Source organism: Flavobacterium aerium (assembly GCF_030766725.1).
GTDB lineage: Bacteria > Bacteroidota > Bacteroidia > Flavobacteriales > Flavobacteriaceae > Flavobacterium > Flavobacterium aerium.
Genome location: NZ_JARQWR010000006.1, coordinates 215534 through 230656, shown reverse-complemented (window position 1 = coordinate 230656; position 15123 = coordinate 215534). Strand labels below are relative to the sequence as shown.

General features: G+C 32.7%; 17 protein-coding genes. 10 read left to right on the top strand and 7 right to left on the bottom strand.

The annotated features are described in order from the left end of the window. Window positions 1–41 precede the first annotated feature (41 nt). The 3 genes from rocD to P6733_RS10290 all read right to left on the bottom strand — a co-directional run bounded on the left by rocD (window position 42) and on the right by P6733_RS10290 (window position 2668). Entirely contained in the window at window positions 42–1286 is a 1245-nt protein-coding gene (gene rocD, locus P6733_RS10300) for an ornithine--oxo-acid transaminase (protein WP_306352783.1), read from the bottom strand. A 139-nt stretch (window positions 1287–1425) separates the two neighbouring features. Beyond that, window positions 1426–2127 (bottom strand): DUF1003 domain-containing protein, encoded by a 702-nt coding sequence (locus P6733_RS10295; RefSeq protein ID WP_306352782.1) that lies wholly within the window; start codon window positions 2125–2127, stop codon window positions 1426–1428. Window positions 2128–2251: 124 nt separating this feature from the next. Further along, window positions 2252–2668, bottom strand: coding sequence for an OsmC family protein (locus P6733_RS10290; protein WP_306352781.1), 417 nt, complete (start codon window positions 2666–2668; stop codon window positions 2252–2254). A 220-nt stretch (window positions 2669–2888) separates the two neighbouring features. On the opposite strand from P6733_RS10290, the gene rlmD reads away from it, so the two are divergent. Genes rlmD through P6733_RS10275 form a run of 3 tightly spaced genes read left to right on the top strand, consistent with a single transcriptional unit; the run spans window position 2889 to window position 5640 of the window. Beyond that, entirely contained in the window at window positions 2889–4301 is a 1413-nt protein-coding gene (gene rlmD / locus P6733_RS10285) for a 23S rRNA (uracil(1939)-C(5))-methyltransferase RlmD (protein ID WP_306352780.1), read from the top strand. A gap of 51 nt (window positions 4302–4352) precedes the next feature. Then, a complete protein-coding gene (locus P6733_RS10280; protein ID WP_306352779.1) occupies window positions 4353–4856 on the top strand; it encodes a DUF6452 family protein in 504 nt (167 codons plus the stop codon). Further along, window positions 4837–5640 carry a DUF6048 family protein gene (locus P6733_RS10275; protein WP_306352778.1) on the top strand — a complete coding sequence of 268 codons (804 nt, stop codon included), beginning with the start codon at window positions 4837–4839 and terminating at the stop codon, window positions 5638–5640. The genes P6733_RS10280 and P6733_RS10275 overlap by 20 nt, the downstream gene beginning before the upstream one ends. Before the next feature lie 77 nt (window positions 5641–5717). On the opposite strand, the gene P6733_RS10270 is transcribed toward P6733_RS10275, so the two are convergent. Beyond that, on the bottom strand, window positions 5718–5951 hold the full coding sequence (locus P6733_RS10270) for a hypothetical protein (RefSeq protein WP_306352777.1): 234 nt from the start codon (window positions 5949–5951) through the stop codon (window positions 5718–5720). Window positions 5952–6001: 50 nt separating this feature from the next. Further along, window positions 6002–7168, bottom strand: a complete 1167-nt coding sequence (locus tag P6733_RS10265) for a THUMP domain-containing class I SAM-dependent RNA methyltransferase (RefSeq protein WP_306352776.1) — start codon at window positions 7166–7168, stop codon at window positions 6002–6004. A gap of 194 nt (window positions 7169–7362) precedes the next feature. Here P6733_RS10265 and P6733_RS10260 point away from each other — a divergent pair, with 194 nt between their 5' ends. After that, window positions 7363–8094: an SAM-dependent methyltransferase gene (locus P6733_RS10260; protein ID WP_306352775.1), complete on the top strand. Its 732-nt coding sequence runs from the start codon at window positions 7363–7365 to the stop codon at window positions 8092–8094. A gap of 1 nt (window position 8095) precedes the next feature. Then, a complete protein-coding gene (locus tag P6733_RS10255) occupies window positions 8096–8797 on the top strand; it encodes a ZIP family metal transporter (RefSeq protein ID WP_306352774.1) in 702 nt (233 codons plus the stop codon). 44 nt (window positions 8798–8841) lie between these two features. On the opposite strand, the gene P6733_RS10250 is transcribed toward P6733_RS10255, so the two are convergent. After that, window positions 8842–9273, bottom strand: a complete 432-nt coding sequence (locus tag P6733_RS10250) for a helix-turn-helix domain-containing protein (RefSeq protein WP_306352773.1) — start codon at window positions 9271–9273, stop codon at window positions 8842–8844. Between the two features lie 199 nt (window positions 9274–9472). On the opposite strand from P6733_RS10250, the gene murQ reads away from it, so the two are divergent. Genes murQ through P6733_RS10225 form a run of 5 tightly spaced genes read left to right on the top strand, consistent with a single transcriptional unit; the run spans window position 9473 to window position 12334 of the window. After that, entirely contained in the window at window positions 9473–10291 is an 819-nt protein-coding gene (gene murQ, locus P6733_RS10245; protein ID WP_306352772.1) for an N-acetylmuramic acid 6-phosphate etherase, read from the top strand. A gap of 37 nt (window positions 10292–10328) precedes the next feature. Then, a complete protein-coding gene (locus tag P6733_RS10240; protein WP_306352771.1) occupies window positions 10329–10553 on the top strand; it encodes a DUF6095 family protein in 225 nt (74 codons plus the stop codon). A 30-nt stretch (window positions 10554–10583) separates the two neighbouring features. After that, a complete protein-coding gene (locus tag P6733_RS10235; protein WP_306352770.1) occupies window positions 10584–11162 on the top strand; it encodes a DUF1572 family protein in 579 nt (192 codons plus the stop codon). A gap of 4 nt (window positions 11163–11166) precedes the next feature. Next, complete coding sequence (locus P6733_RS10230; protein ID WP_306352769.1) at window positions 11167–11541, top strand: DNA topoisomerase IV; 375 nt, start codon at window positions 11167–11169, stop codon at window positions 11539–11541. Window positions 11542–11554: 13 nt separating this feature from the next. After that, complete coding sequence (locus P6733_RS10225; RefSeq protein ID WP_306352768.1) at window positions 11555–12334, top strand: TerC family protein; 780 nt, start codon at window positions 11555–11557, stop codon at window positions 12332–12334. A gap of 60 nt (window positions 12335–12394) precedes the next feature. Here P6733_RS10225 and P6733_RS10220 read toward each other — a convergent pair whose 3' ends face one another. Beyond that, on the bottom strand, window positions 12395–15112 hold the full coding sequence (locus P6733_RS10220) for a DNA gyrase/topoisomerase IV subunit A (RefSeq protein WP_306352767.1): 2718 nt from the start codon (window positions 15110–15112) through the stop codon (window positions 12395–12397). Window positions 15113–15123: the final 11 nt, after the last annotated feature.

The following is a 15123-nucleotide window of genomic DNA, read 5'->3' as shown; positions in this document are numbered from 1 at the left end:
AGTAATTACTAAAGCGACTTTCTTATTCTTATGATTCTTTACTATTTCTCAAACTGTTTTAAGGTTTTAATAATAATCGAAGTACAATCTAATAGTTGTTCTTCATTCATTACTAATGGTGGTGCAAAACGAATAATGTTACCATGTGTTGGTTTTGCAAGTAATCCATTATCACGTAAAGCTATACAAATATCCCAAGCTGTAGAACTATCTTCTGTATCGTTGATTACAATAGCATTCAATAATCCTTTTCCTCTTACTAAAGTAGCAATTGTACTAGTTTGAATGTATTCATTTATCTTAGATCTGAATAGGATTCCAAGTTTTTCTGCATTTTCTTCCAAATTCTCTTCCTGTACTACTTCTAAAGCTGCAATAGCAACTGCTGCTGCAATAGGATTTCCTCCAAATGTAGAACCGTGCTGACCTGGCTTAATTACATTCATAATATAATCATCTGCCAATACTGCAGAAACTGGGTAAGCTCCTCCTGATAATGCTTTTCCTAATATCAAGATATCTGGTTGAACATTTTCATGATTTACAGCTAATAATTTACCTGTACGTGCAATTCCTGTTTGAACTTCATCGGCAATAAATAATACATTATGTTTTTCACACAATGCTTTTGCTTTGGCCAAATAACCTTCAGCTGGTACATATACTCCTGCTTCACCTTGAATAGGCTCAACTAAGAATCCTGCAATGTTTGTCGTTGAATTCAATACTTTTTCCAAAGCTTCAATATTATCATATGGAATTTGAATGAATCCTTCTGTATAAGGTCCAAAACTTTTACGTGCATTTTCATCATTTGAAAATGAGATAATTGTTGTTGTTCTACCGTGGAAATTGTTTTCACAAACTATAATTTGTGCCGCTTGTTCAGGAATTCCTTTTTTCTCATAAGCCCATTTTCTACAGATTTTGATTGCTGTTTCTACAGCCTCAGCCCCTGTATTCATAGGTAACACTTTATCGAAACCAAAATATTTCGTCACATATTCTTCATACTTTCCTAATTTATCATTGTAGAAAGCTCTTGAAGTTAATGTTAATGTCTTTGCTTGTTCGATCATTGCATTAACGATCTTTGGGTGGCAATGACCTTGATTAACTGCTGAATATGCTGAAAGAAAATCGTAGTATTTCTTACCATCAACATCCCATACATAAACACCTTCTCCTCTATTTAAAACTACTGGTAGTGGATGGTAATTATGTGCTCCATATTTATCTTCTAGAGCGATTGCAACTGATGGGGTAATGTTTTCAATAACTGACATTGTAATTGTTTTTTATTCAATATTAACAATTCCTTCTTTGTGGAGAGAAATCACCCAATAAGGCCTGCAAATTACTAAATCTGATGTAATTAATGAAGAATCTTAACACTATCTTTTAAAACCATAAATCTAAAATCAATTATTTTTTCATCCTACTCAGGATATCATTCATCATTTCTAGTTGGACATTCTGAATTTCGATAAGTTCTTGTTGTTGATGTAAAATCATGTGATCTATTTTTTCATGAAGCATTCTAATCTCCATTTCTGATTTCAAATTAATCATATAATCTTTTTTTGCTCGATCACGGTCTTTTTCTTCTTGCCTATTTTGGCTCATCATAATTACAGGAGCCTGTAGTGCTGCCAGACAAGAAAGAATTAAGTTTAATAAAATAAAAGGATAAGGATCAAATCCTTTGTCTAAAAGTAAATATACATTTGATGCAATCCAGATCAGAATAAAGACAGTGAATAGTATAATAAAAGTCCAACTTCCTCCAAAAGTTGCTACTTTGTCGGCTATACGTTGTCCAAAAGTAAACGTGTTAGGTTCATCTTCAACCTTACTCACTAATAAATCTTCTGAATTCAAGGAGGACATTACTTTGTCTTCCAAAGTATTCAACTCGCCTAATTCTTTTGATAGATATTTACCAATGTATTTTTCTCTATAAAGGTTGACTTCAGAAACAGAAACATATTGATCTTCGTCAAAATTAGGATGATCTTCTTTAATCAGACATAGGATCGCATTTCTGATTGCTTTTCCAGATACTTTATCACGTTCGGGAAATTTAGCGCCAGATATTGCACTAATAAATGTAGGTTCATTTTTCACGTATGGGGTTTTTATATATACGCTAATGTATCACATTTTATTGATTTTATAAAAGGAAAAAGTCTTCTTCTAGGTAATCCTAAAAGAAGACTTTTTCATCTTCAATATGACATTCTTCCAAGGTTTAACTTTGTACTAAAGTCGCATCTGAAGTAATTTCAGTATTTAATAATCTCGAAATTGGACAGTTTTTCTCTGCTTTCTCCACCAATTCATCGAACTTAGCTTGTGTAATTTCTCTGATTTTTGCTACAACAGCTAAATGTGATCCTACGATGGACCCATCTCTAAAATCAATATCACATTTTGTTTCGATATGATCAACTGCAAAACCTGCTTCATTGATATATGCTGTAAGCTGCATGGTAAAACATCCAGCATGTGCTGCTCCTACTAATTCTTCTGGATTTGTTCCATTACCTTGTTCAAATCTAGTTTTAAAAGAATATTGTGTTCTATTTAAAACATTACTCTGCGTTGTTAAGCTTCCACTTCCTTCTTTAAGGGAACCTTCCCAAATAGCGATTGCATGTCTTTTCATAATACTATTAATTTAGGGTTATTGTTAATATTGAACTCAATGATAATCATATTTTAAACTTCTTAAAAGTAAGGATTTCAGATTTTAAAGACTTTATATCAGTATTAATTTTAACAAAATTAAAACGTTTGAACCGTTGAAATCGAACATAATCCAGTTGTTATTAAAAATATTTCGAAATTTGAATTCATAAATCTATACAAACCCTTATTTTTGCGCCATGGCAAGAAAAAATACAAACAAAATCGTTTTTGATAACGTTAAGGTACTCGATGCGGGTGCTAAGGGAGTATCAGTAGCAAAAGCGCCTGATGGAAAAGTGGTTTTTATACCTAATGTTGTACCGGGTGATGTCGTTGACGTGCAAACTTTTAAAAAACGTAAGTCCTACTATGAAGGAAAAGCAATACGTTTTCATGAATATTCTGAGCATCGTGTAACACCTGTATGTGACCATTTTGGTGTATGTGGTGGATGCAAATGGCAAAATATGAACTATGCTCAACAGCTATTTTATAAACATCAAGAAGTTGAAAATAATCTAAAACGCATCGGTAAAGTTGATTTACCTGTATTCGAACCTATTTTAGGTTCTGAAAAACAGTTTTTTTACCGTAATAAAATGGAATTCTCTTTTTCTGATAGCCGTTGGTTAACCGAAAATGAAATCGGAGCTGCCGATGATATTATGGACCGTAATGCCTTAGGTTTCCATATCCCAAAAATGTGGGACAAAATTCTTGATTTAAAAAAATGTCATTTACAGGAAGATCCTTCCAATGCCATTCGTAATGAGGTTAAGAAATTCGCTACCGAAAATGATATGCCTTTCTTTAATGCTCGTAATCATGGTGGTCTTTTGCGTACGCTAATGATTCGTACTGCTTCTACAGGAGAAATAATGGTATTAATCCAGTTTTTCCAAGAAGATAAAGAGAAAAGAGAATTACTACTTGATTTTATCGCTAATCGATTCCCTGAAATTACTTCATTACAGTATGTAATTAATGGGAAAGCAAATGATACTTTATACGATCAAAATATAATTCTATACAAAGGTCGCGACTATATCCTAGAAGAAATGGAAGGTCTTAAATTTAGCATCAATGCTAAATCTTTTTACCAGACAAATTCAGATCAAGCTTATGAACTCTACAAAGTAACTCGTGATTTTGCTGGATTAACAGGAAATGAAGTTGTTTACGATTTATATACCGGAACGGGTACTATTGCTCAATTTGTTTCAAAACAAGCAAAAAAAGTTATTGGTGTAGAAGCCGTACCAGAAGCTATTGCTGATGCTAAAGAAAATGCAAAACGTAATAATATTGCCAATACATCCTTCTTTGTTGGGGATATGAAGGTTGTATTTAATGAAGCTTTCATTGCACAGCATGGGAAACCAGATGTAATTATTACTGATCCTCCTAGAGATGGAATGCACAAAGATGTAATTGCTCAGATTCTGAAAATTTCCCCTGAAAAAGTCGTTTATGTAAGTTGTAATTCAGCTACACAGGCTAGAGATTTGGCTTTAATGGACGAAATGTACAAGGTAACAAAAGTACGTCCAGTAGATATGTTTCCACAAACGCATCATGTGGAAAATGTTGTACTTTTGGAAAGAAGATAATACAAAATGGTTTTAGCCGTTTTTATAAATTCGCTAATCGAATAATAAAACATGAGAAAAATAGTACCATTATCCCTTATTGTCCTTCTGGCAATTCTTGTATCGAATTGTGAGAAAGATGATATCTGTGATGCCAATACGGCTACAACGCCTAAAGTAGTAATTGATTTTTATGAAGATGGAAATCCTTCTGCCCGAAAAACATTTGTAAAGCTTGAAATTGCTCTAGAAGATGCCCCTACTAAAAAAATGCAGTTTTTAAATACAAATGCAATTAAATTGCCTTTAAAAACGAATGCTGATATTAGTAAATATAATTTTGTATTGTATGCTAGTACGGATGCTAATTCAACGAGTAACGAAGATAAACTTGAATTCAAATACAATCACAATGAAATTTATGTTTCAAGAGCTTGTGGTTTTAAATCCGTATTCAATTTGACTGGCACCCCAGTAATAACGGATAATACACCGCTTACGTGGATTAAAAGTATTATTGTTGAAAAACCTAACATTATAAACGAAAATGAAGTTCATGTCAAAATATATTTTTAGTCTTTATATTCTTTTGGCTTCATTTTCTACATTGCAAGCACAAGAAACAAAAAAAGATACTGTAACTCTAATTCCTAAAACGGATCGCTATGGTTTACGTTTAGGCGTTGATGTATCAAAACTGGCTCGCACCTTGTATGAGAAAGATTATAAAGGTTTTGAGGTGGTGGGAGATTATCGTTTAAACCGTAGTTTTTATATCGCTGGTGAAATTGGAAATGAAAATAAAACTAGAGATGAGCCTAATTTAAACTTCACTACTAAAGGAACTTACTTTAAAGTAGGATTTGATTATAATGCTTATGAAAACTGGCTCAACATGGAGAATATTATCTTCATTGGATTACGTTACGGTGTGAGTAGCTTTAGTCAAACTTTAAATCGTTATTCCATCTATTATAATACTTCTTATACTAATCCTGGAGCTCTTCCTAGTTCTAACTTCCTGGATATTACACAGGTATATCCTAATCAGGAATTCAGCGGATTATCTGCGCATTGGGTAGAAGTTGTAGGGGGTGTAAAAACAGAAATATTTGACAATTTATACATCGGATTCAGTGTAAGATTAAATCGATTAGTTTCTAATAAGAAGCCTGGTGATTTTGACAACCTTTATATTCCTGGTTTTAATCGTACTTACGATGGTGATTTCGGAATTGGTTATAATTATTCCATTTCTTATTTCATTCCTATCTTTAAGAAAAAGGTACTTCCTAAAGCAGTTAAAGAAGAAAAAAAGGAAGACAAGAAAAAAGTAGAAGCATCAAAAAAGAAAAAATAAAAGGATATTCTATTTTATCCGTTCATAAAAAAAGCGAGTTGAATTCAACTCGCTTTTTTTTATACTTTAAATTGGGCTTATTTAATCTCTTTAATTCCTTTTATAAAAATCCATTTCATAAACATTCTATCGCCATCATTAGTACGAACCACTTGAAATTTTGGTGCCAATAGAGTTGCTGCCACTGCTGCAGTCACCGGAATCCAAAATCCTTGAAGATGAGTGAAAGTAATAATTAAAAAATAAATAGACATATACAATGCCGCAAAACAAGCGAAGTTATAAAGGAATGCTTTAGTTTTTATACTCATGATTGAAATTTTTAAAATAGCCTTATTCAGGCTGTAAATTCTTTATTCTATTACTCTTGATCAACTTGAAATTTAGTTCTTTTACTTCCTTCGTACATTTCATACTTTACAAGTCTTGCTTCTAAACTTCCGTTAAATAATTTAATTTTTCTTGATGGTCTTAAACCTACAAATTTCAATGCATCCAAATTTGCAGTGATAAACCAAGCACTTGTTCCTGGATAATTTTTCTTCAAAGTATCTCCAATACTTTTATAAAACTCTTCCATTTCTATATCCAATCGTTCCCCATAAGGTGGGTTGAATACCATATGTAATGGTCCTTGCGTCATCTTTTCTGTTTTGAAAAAGTTAGCTTCAGAAATCGTAACATACTCATCTAAATTTGCATTCTTGATGTTATCTTGTGCTTTTCTAACTGCAGATGGGGCTTTATCGTATCCTTTGATGGTATAATGAAACTCTCTTATTTTTTTCATTAAGGAATCAACAATCATATCAAACAAATCATTATCCCAGTCATTCCATTTTTCAAAAGCAAATTCTTTACGATTCAAATTAGCTGGAATATTACAAGCAATCATTGCTGCTTCAGCTAAGATTGTACCACTACCACACATAGGATCCAAGAAATCTCCTTGTCCATCCCAACCTGATAATAAAAGCATTCCTGCTGCTAATACTTCATTAATTGGTGCTATATTAGTTGCCGTTCTATATCCTCTTTGGTGTAATGAATTACCCGAAGTATCTAATGCTACAGAACATTGATCGTTTTGAATATGAATATTAATTCTTAAATCTGGGTAATCTTTATCAATACTAGGTCTTTGTCCAGATTTATTTCTGAACTGATCTACGATTGCATCTTTACATTTTAATGAAACGTATTGTGAATGATTAAAGTGATCAGAGTGAATTGTGGTATCAATCACAAAAGTTTGATTGGCATTTAAATATTTGGACCAATCAATTCCCATAATCCCTTTATAGAGACTCTCTTCGTTATAGGTTTTGAAATAATAAATCGGTTTCAAGATTTTAAGCGCTGTACGCAACGATAAGTTTGCTTTGTACATAAAACCTTTGTCTCCTACAAAACTTACCATCCTTACCCCCTGCTCAACATCTTGTGCACCTAACATCATTAACTCTTTGGCTAAGATCTCTTCAAAACCAAAAAAGGTTTTGGCAACCATTTTAAAATTATTTCCCATTGTAAAATCTACTATTCGATGCAAAAATACACTAAATTTGTCGGCTTAATAAATGAACATGCAAAAAGAAATAAAAAATTGGTCTGCCTTTTGGCTTTCTACCCTCTAATTATCATATCCTTTACAAAGACCATAATTACATTAAAACATAACTATTCATTGATAACATCTCACATTATCTTAATCTCCCCTAAATGCAAAAAGAAATAAAAAACTGGTATGCCTCTTGGTTTGACACTCCTTATTACCATATACTTTACAAAGACCGTGATTATGCTGAAGCACAATTATTCATTGATAATATTGCTCATTATCTTAATCTCCCTGAAAATGCAAAAATTCTAGATTTAGCCTGTGGAAAAGGTAGACATTCAATTTACTTAAACCAATTGGGTTATGATGTTACTGGTGCTGATTTATCTGAAAACAGTATAAAAGAAGCTAGTAAGTCTGCCAATGATACATTACATTTCAAAGTGCACGATATGCGAGTGCCTTTTGAAGAAAAATTTGATGCTATATTAAATTTATTTACTAGCTTCGGGTATTTCGAAAATGATGATGACAATCTTACAACGCTAAAAGCGATTAAAGAGAGTTTAACGGAATACGGTTTTGCTGTAATCGATTTCATGAATGTAAACCGTGTAATCAATAATCTTGTTCCAACAGAAGTAAAAACTGTTGATGGAATCGATTTCCACATCAAACGATATGAAAAAGATGGACATATCATTAAAGAAATTGACTTTAACGATAAAGGCGAAGACTATCATTTTACAGAGAAAGTAAAGGCTCTTACTTTACAGGACTTTGAGAATATAATGGCAGAAGCTGAAATCGATTTATTAGATATTTTTGGTGATTATAAATTAAAGAAATTCCACAAGGAAGATTCAGAAAGACTAATAATGATTTTCAAATAATATGGAATACCTTTTACCTTTATTTTCTGTTTTAATAGGTTATGGCATTGCGCTGTTCTTTAAACCAAAAAAGAAAACAAATCTAAAATTGCTTTTGGCTTTTAGCGGTTCCTTTTTATTAGCATTGACCGTTTTACATTTATTACCAGAAGTATATCATAATCCTGTGCATGATAACCATGACCATGGAGGAGAACCTCCTATTGGTATTTTTATTATGATAGGAATTCTATTTCAGATTATTTTAGAATTCTTTTCAAAAGGTGCAGAACATGGACATGTTCATGTTCATCCTAACGAAGAAATTAATCATATTCCATGGTTACTCTTCCTTAGTTTATGTATTCATGCTTTATTAGAAGGTTTCCCTGTAAGCCATCATAATCATTTAGCTTGGGGAATTGCTATTCATCATTTACCTATTGCAATTATTCTAACCGTATTCTTCTTGAATGCAAATCTGAATAAAACTGCAATCTTTATCTTCATGCTTACTTTTGCAATCATGACGCCATTAGGAACCATTATATCAGAATATCTTCCTATTCTAAATCAATACTACACTGAAATATCAGCTGTTGTAGTCGGTATTTTATTTCATATATCATCGACTATCATCTTTGAAAGTAGTGAAGGGCATAAATTTAATATTGCCAAAGTATCTATGATTGTTTTAGGAATAATCTTAGCTTATATCGTGTAATAACTTACTCCCCTTTCTCATCCTATAGAAAAAGGGGAGTTTTTTTATTTACTAATATTGGTTTTAAAACAACCTTGTTCTTTAATGAACTCGGACGGATAAAATCCTGTTTTCTTATGGAAAGCTTTCGTAAAAGATTCTACATTATTAAAACCTACTTCTGCTGAGATCGCACTAATTTTGAATAAACTAAATATAGGATCTGTTTTTATTTTATAAAGGGTATATTCTATCCGCATCTGATTAATATAAGTTATAAAATTACATCGCTTCGTCGTATTAATTATTTTAGATAAATAAGTTGTATTTGTTTCCAACATTATTGACACTTCATTTATACCACATTTATTGGATAAAAAGAATAAGTCTTTTTCCAAAGTTTCTAGTTTTGAAAGAATCTCCTCTACTGTCTTTTTAGACAATCCAATTTCTAAATATAGTACCGTTGTATTTTCTAATGAATATTCTTTTTGCATACTGATATATTAAAGATTAAATTATTGAAAAAACAAGTTACGGCATATCTCCGTTGGGTCTTATTCGTTTAATACATAATGGCTTTTTTCTTTCATTTTTTTTTATTTTTTTTCAATCAGTAGAAAACATTTTCCTTTAAATTCATACTTACCCCATAGAAATCCTTAACTTTGACATTGACTTTTATACCGCACAATCATGTCATTTACAAAGACCACAGAACAAGATTCTAAACACCAACATTTGGAACAAATGTCTGTTTCAGATTTGTTATTAAACATTAACAAAGAAGATCAAACTGTACCATTAGCTGTTGCAAAAGCTTTACCTCAAATAGAAGCTTTAATTCATAAAATTGTCGCTCAAATGAAAGATGGTGGACGATTATTTTATATTGGAGCCGGTACAAGTGGACGATTAGGAATTGTAGATGCATCGGAGTGCCCTCCTACTTTTGGTGTTCCTCAGGATTGGGTCAATGGAATTATTGCAGGCGGTGATATTGCAATCCGTAAAGCAGTTGAATTTGCTGAAGATGATACATTACAAGCCTGGAAAGACCTTCAAAAACATAATATTTCAGAAAAAGATGTAGTTATTGGAATTGCTGCTTCAGGAACAACTCCCTACGTTATTGGTGGTCTTGAAAACTGTATCAAAAATGGCATTACTACTGGCTCTATAACCTGTAATGCAGGAAGTCCATTAGCTCAACTAGCGGATTATCCTATTGTGGTAGTGGTGGGTCCAGAATTCGTTACTGGAAGTTCCCGTATGAAAGCAGGAACTGCTCAAAAATTAGTATTGAATATGATCTCAACTTCTACTATGATTCAATTGGGTCGGGTAAAAGGCAATAAGATGGTGGACATGCAACTAAGCAATCATAAACTGGTTGATCGTGCTGTTCGCATGATTGTAGCCGAATTGAATATCACGGAAAGTGAAGCTGCTTCTCTTTTAGAAAAACATAAAAATGTAAGAGCTTCAATAGAACATTATAAAAGTTCTCTATAAACAAACACCTCTCACACATTAATCATAAAATAAGCCTATGCCTACAGATAAGAAAATTTTAGCCAAAGGAATCAAATATTTAGGATGGGCGTTACCTCTTCTTTTTATTGGGCCTGTTGTCATACATAGTGCTTTTAAAAACCAAGGAAACACATTATACTGGATTGTTTTATGTGTTGGTATCGCTATTTGTATTACATCTGCCTCTTTACTTTTCTACGGAGTTAGAACTGTCGTTAAAAGTATGTTTGATTCAAAATAAAACGCTCATTTCTCATATAAAATTATATCTATGGAAGCTACAGAATATTATTTAGAAAGTGTTCGAAAACAATTTTTATACTATAAAACGTTGGGCGAAAAAGCCATGAATCAATTGGAACCAGAACAATTATTTATTTCAAGCAATGAAGACACGAATAGCATAGCGATTATCGTAAAACATTTATGGGGAAATATGCGTTCTCGATGGACCGATTTTCTTACTTCTGATGGAGAAAAAGAATGGAGGCATCGCGATGAAGAATTTGAGGTTCCTTTTGCAACAAAAGAAGAATTATTTGAAAAATGGAACGAAGGCTGGGAATGTCTTTTTTCTGCTATAAATTCACTACAGAAAGAACAACTATCTACAATCGTTTATATCCGAAATGAAGGCCATAGTGTAATTGAGGCAATCAATCGACAATTAGCACACTATCCTTATCATATAGGTCAGATTGTTTTTTATGCCAAACAATTAAAAACATCGGAATGGAGTAGCTTATCCATTCCCCGTAATAAATCTAACGATTACAATACTGAAAAATTCTCAAAAGAGAAAAGCATCAGAAATTTTACTAACGACGAATTAGATCGAATTAATAAATAATTAAATGAAAAAATTACTAATCATCCCTGCTCTTCTATTTCTTTTTACTTCTTGTTACGACAGAGAACGCAAGTGTGCTGATTTTAAAACTGGAAAATTCAAGTTTGATTTTGAAGTAGATGGCAAAAAAAAGACAACTATTTTCGAACGTACTGAAAACATGGAAATTGATTATTTTGAAGGAAAACAAGATACTTCTTCGATCCGTTGGATTAATAATTGCGAATATATCCTTCAAAAAATGCATCCTAAAAACAGACATGAAAAAAGAGCTATTCATATGAAAATTTTGACAACCAAAGAAAATTCATATACATTTGAATTCTCTAATGTTGGCGACACACAAAAACAACGAGGAACTGTTTATAAAATTAACTAAACCTGAATCTTAAATGGAAATATTCTTGAATCCAGATGCATGGATTGCTTTATTAACGTTGACTTTTCTAGAAATTATTCTCGGAATTGATAACATTATTTTTATTTCAATTGTTACTGGAAAACTTCCAGAAGAACATCGTAAAAAAGCAACTCGCGTAGGTTTGTTTTTAGCCATGTTCATGCGTATTGCTTTACTACTTGGTATTTCACATTTAATTGCGATGAAAGAACCTTGGTTCTCGGTTCATTTATCATGGTTCTCTTCTCAGGTTACAGGACAAAGTATTATTCTATTTCTCGGAGGTTTATTCCTAATTTATAAGAGTACCAAAGAAATTCATGAAAAAGTAGATCATAAAGGGGAAGAAGAAAAACACATGAAAACTTCCAGTTCAAAATCATTTGGAAGTGTAATCATCCAAATCATCTTGATAGACATCATATTCTCTATCGATTCGATTCTTACAGCTGTTGGTATGACAAATAGTATTGGAGATCCACAAGGTGCCTTATACATCATGATTACAGCCGTTGTAATCTCTGTAGGTATTATGATGCTCTTTGCTGTACCCGTTGGAAATTTTGTAAACGCAAATCCATCGATTCAAATTCTTGGTTTAGCTTTCTTAATCTTAATTGGATTTATGCTTATTACAGAAAGTGCCCACCTATCACATGCTGAAATATGGGGTCAAGGTGTATCGGCTGTTCCTAAAGGATATTTATATTTTGCTATAGCATTCTCTTTAGCCGTTGAATTCATTAATATGAAAATGCGCAAAAGAAAATAAAACGATATACTCTATAAAAAAAGCGACTAGTACTAGTCGCTTTTTTTTATTCTTAATTCTTTAGTCTAATGATAATGTGATTTGTCCGTCATCATCTAAACTAACATCAGTATCACCTTCTACTTCCATTTCCTCTGGAAGCTCCTCTACAGGTGGTTCATAAGGTAATGATTCTAATAAATTTACTTGTTTTAATTTATCCGTTGTCAATTGATTCCCTAATGCTTTAATTCCTTTTACAGCTATAAAACTTTCCAAATCAATTACTATATTTTCTTTCTGTACTCCTTTTGCTTTTGCAAAAACAACCTCAACTACAGGTCTATAATCTGTTGCAATAATTTCTAACTGAGAGTTTGGATGTTCCGTAATAAATACTTCTTCTTTATTCTCATTTTCAATTAGGAAACGTTTCACATAATAGCGTTCCTTTTCCCCATCAAAATACAATACTGAAATTGGTTTTTTAGGCATCCATTTTTCCAAAACAACCATATCTTCATCAAAATGAGTGGTTAGTTCCGGGCTAATTACCTTTAATTTACCTGATTGACTAGCAATCAATAATTTATCATGTCCTCGGAATTCTCCTAAAAGCTCTCCTCTTCCATCTACATTCAATCGCTGAACGGTATCATCAAACCATATTTTACGTGGTTTCAATGTTGAGATACCTTTCTCTTTTAATTCGATTTTCTTAATTGGATATTTCGATACCAAATTCCCTTTCGATGTTCTTCCTTTAATGAGCAATGAAGCAAAATCAATATCAAATTTTAGTTTCTTAATACTTCCTACTTGACGTAATAAAATGGTTACCACCTCAGCTTCTCCATTTGGATTACAAGAGAAATATACTACTTGAGACCCAGAACTTCCAGCTGTTAGGTCATACGCTTTATCACGGGTTACTCCAGAAACATTAAAACGCTTTATATACGAAGGACCTGATTTTCCATCACGGTAAATCATGTTGTAAATTGTGCGTTTATCGCTTTTATCAAAAATAGCTACATGAATAATATCTTTCCCGACGAAGGTTTTCGCGTCGACTTTTGTAATGATCATTTTACCATCGCGTAAAAACACAATTACATCATCAATATCCGAACAATCCGTTAAGTATTCATCTTTTTTCAAGCTGGTTCCGATAAAACCTTCTTCTCTGTTGACATACAATTTGGTATTTCTTAAAACTACTTTGGTAGCTTCAATATCATCAAAAATACGTAACTCAGTTTGGCGTTCACGATTTTTACCATACTTCTCTTTTAGTTTGGTAAAATATGCAATTGCAAAATCTGTCAGGTGTTCCAAGTTATGTTCTACTTCTTTCATTTCATCTTCTAACCTAGCGATGACATCATCAGCTTTGTCAGAATCAAAACGAGTAATACGAATCATTGGAATTTGTGTTAATCGCTGTAAATCATCATCGTTAATCTCTCTAACGAATGATTTCTTGAATGGCTCAAATCGATCATACATATATTTGTATAATTCTTCTCTGTCTCCGTACAGTTTGAAATCAATATACATTTCTTCACGAATGAAGATTTTTTCTAACGTAGAGAAATGCCATTTATTTTTTAATTCTTCTAATTGAATTTCTAATTCTTGTCGAAGTAAATCAACTGTTCTACTTGTTGAGATTTTCAACATTGCAGATACCCCAATAAACAATGGTTTATTATCTTCAATCACACAACCTAAAGGGGCAACTGAAGTTTCGCAAGCTGTAAAAGCAAACAGGGCATCAATCGTTTTATCTGGAGAAACTCCAGGAAAAAGATGAATCAAAATTTCTACATCGGCCGCCGTATTATCTTCAATTTTCTTGATTTTGATTTTACCTTTATCATTGGCTTTCAAAATACTATCGATTAAAGTAGTCGTATTCGTCGAAAATGGAATTTGTGTAATGACCAGTGTATTCTTATCTAATTGACCAATTTTGGCACGCACACGCACACGTCCGCCACGCATTCCATCATTGTAATTCGAGACATCGGCAATACCCTGAGTCATAAAATCAGGATATAATGTAAATGGTTTTCCTTTAAGAATCTTTATCGAAGCGTCGATTAATTCATTAAAGTTATGTGGTAATACTTTGGTAGAAAGTCCTACTGCAATACCTTCCGCTCCTTGAGCCAAAAGCAAAGGGAATTTTACAGGAAGATTATTAGGTTCAGCTCTACGTCCATCGTATGAAACTCCCCAATCAGTAATTTTTGGAGAATACAAAACCTCTAAGGCAAATTTGGATAAACGAGCCTCAATATAACGTGAAGCTGCTGCACCATCACCTGTAAGGATGTTACCCCAGTTTCCCTGACAATCTATTAATAATTCTTTTTGACCTATTTGTACCATAGCATCACCAATACTCGCATCACCGTGTGGGTGATATTGCATGGTGTGACCTACAACATTGGCTACTTTATTATATCGACCATCATCCAATTCTTTTAGAGAGTGCATGATACGACGTTGTACCGGTTTAAATCCGTCCTCGATAGCCGGAACTGCACGCTCCAAAATTACGTATGAAGCATAATCCAAAAACCAGTCTTTATACATTCCGGTAACTTTGGTGATAGTATCACCTCCCTCTTCGTTATTTTCGTAAAAATGCTGTCCTTCAAAATGTCTAGCATCTACTTCAATAACATCATCAGAGTCATCTTCTTCCTGATTTTCATCAATAGAATTATTCTCTTCAGAATTATTCTCTTCGTTATTTGGAATTATGTTATCGTCTTCTTCGTCTTTCATATTCTTTTGTA

Excerpts from the sequence above, each read along its gene's own strand:
- rocD (WP_306352783.1), bottom strand. The coding sequence starts at position 1,286 with ATGTCAGTTATTGAAAACATTACCCCATCAGTTGCAATCGCTCTAGAA.
- P6733_RS10290 (WP_306352781.1), bottom strand. The coding sequence starts at position 2,668 with ATGAAAAGACATGCAATCGCTATTTGGGAAGGTTCCCTTAAAGAAGGA.
- rlmD (WP_306352780.1), top strand. The coding sequence starts at position 2,889 with ATGGCAAGAAAAAATACAAACAAAATCGTTTTTGATAACGTTAAGGTA.
- P6733_RS10280 (WP_306352779.1), top strand. The coding sequence starts at position 4,353 with ATGAGAAAAATAGTACCATTATCCCTTATTGTCCTTCTGGCAATTCTT.
- P6733_RS10275 (WP_306352778.1), top strand. The coding sequence starts at position 4,837 with ATGTCAAAATATATTTTTAGTCTTTATATTCTTTTGGCTTCATTTTCT.
- P6733_RS10270 (WP_306352777.1), bottom strand. The coding sequence starts at position 5,951 with ATGAGTATAAAAACTAAAGCATTCCTTTATAACTTCGCTTGTTTTGCG.
- P6733_RS10265 (WP_306352776.1), bottom strand. The coding sequence starts at position 7,168 with ATGGGAAATAATTTTAAAATGGTTGCCAAAACCTTTTTTGGTTTTGAA.
- P6733_RS10260 (WP_306352775.1), top strand. The coding sequence starts at position 7,363 with ATGCAAAAAGAAATAAAAAACTGGTATGCCTCTTGGTTTGACACTCCT.
- P6733_RS10255 (WP_306352774.1), top strand. The coding sequence starts at position 8,096 with ATGGAATACCTTTTACCTTTATTTTCTGTTTTAATAGGTTATGGCATT.
- P6733_RS10250 (WP_306352773.1), bottom strand. The coding sequence starts at position 9,273 with ATGCAAAAAGAATATTCATTAGAAAATACAACGGTACTATATTTAGAA.
- murQ (WP_306352772.1), top strand. The coding sequence starts at position 9,473 with ATGTCATTTACAAAGACCACAGAACAAGATTCTAAACACCAACATTTG.
- P6733_RS10240 (WP_306352771.1), top strand. The coding sequence starts at position 10,329 with ATGCCTACAGATAAGAAAATTTTAGCCAAAGGAATCAAATATTTAGGA.
- P6733_RS10235 (WP_306352770.1), top strand. The coding sequence starts at position 10,584 with ATGGAAGCTACAGAATATTATTTAGAAAGTGTTCGAAAACAATTTTTA.
- P6733_RS10230 (WP_306352769.1), top strand. The coding sequence starts at position 11,167 with ATGAAAAAATTACTAATCATCCCTGCTCTTCTATTTCTTTTTACTTCT.
- P6733_RS10225 (WP_306352768.1), top strand. The coding sequence starts at position 11,555 with ATGGAAATATTCTTGAATCCAGATGCATGGATTGCTTTATTAACGTTG.
- P6733_RS10220 (WP_306352767.1), bottom strand. The coding sequence starts at position 15,112 with ATGAAAGACGAAGAAGACGATAACATAATTCCAAATAACGAAGAGAAT.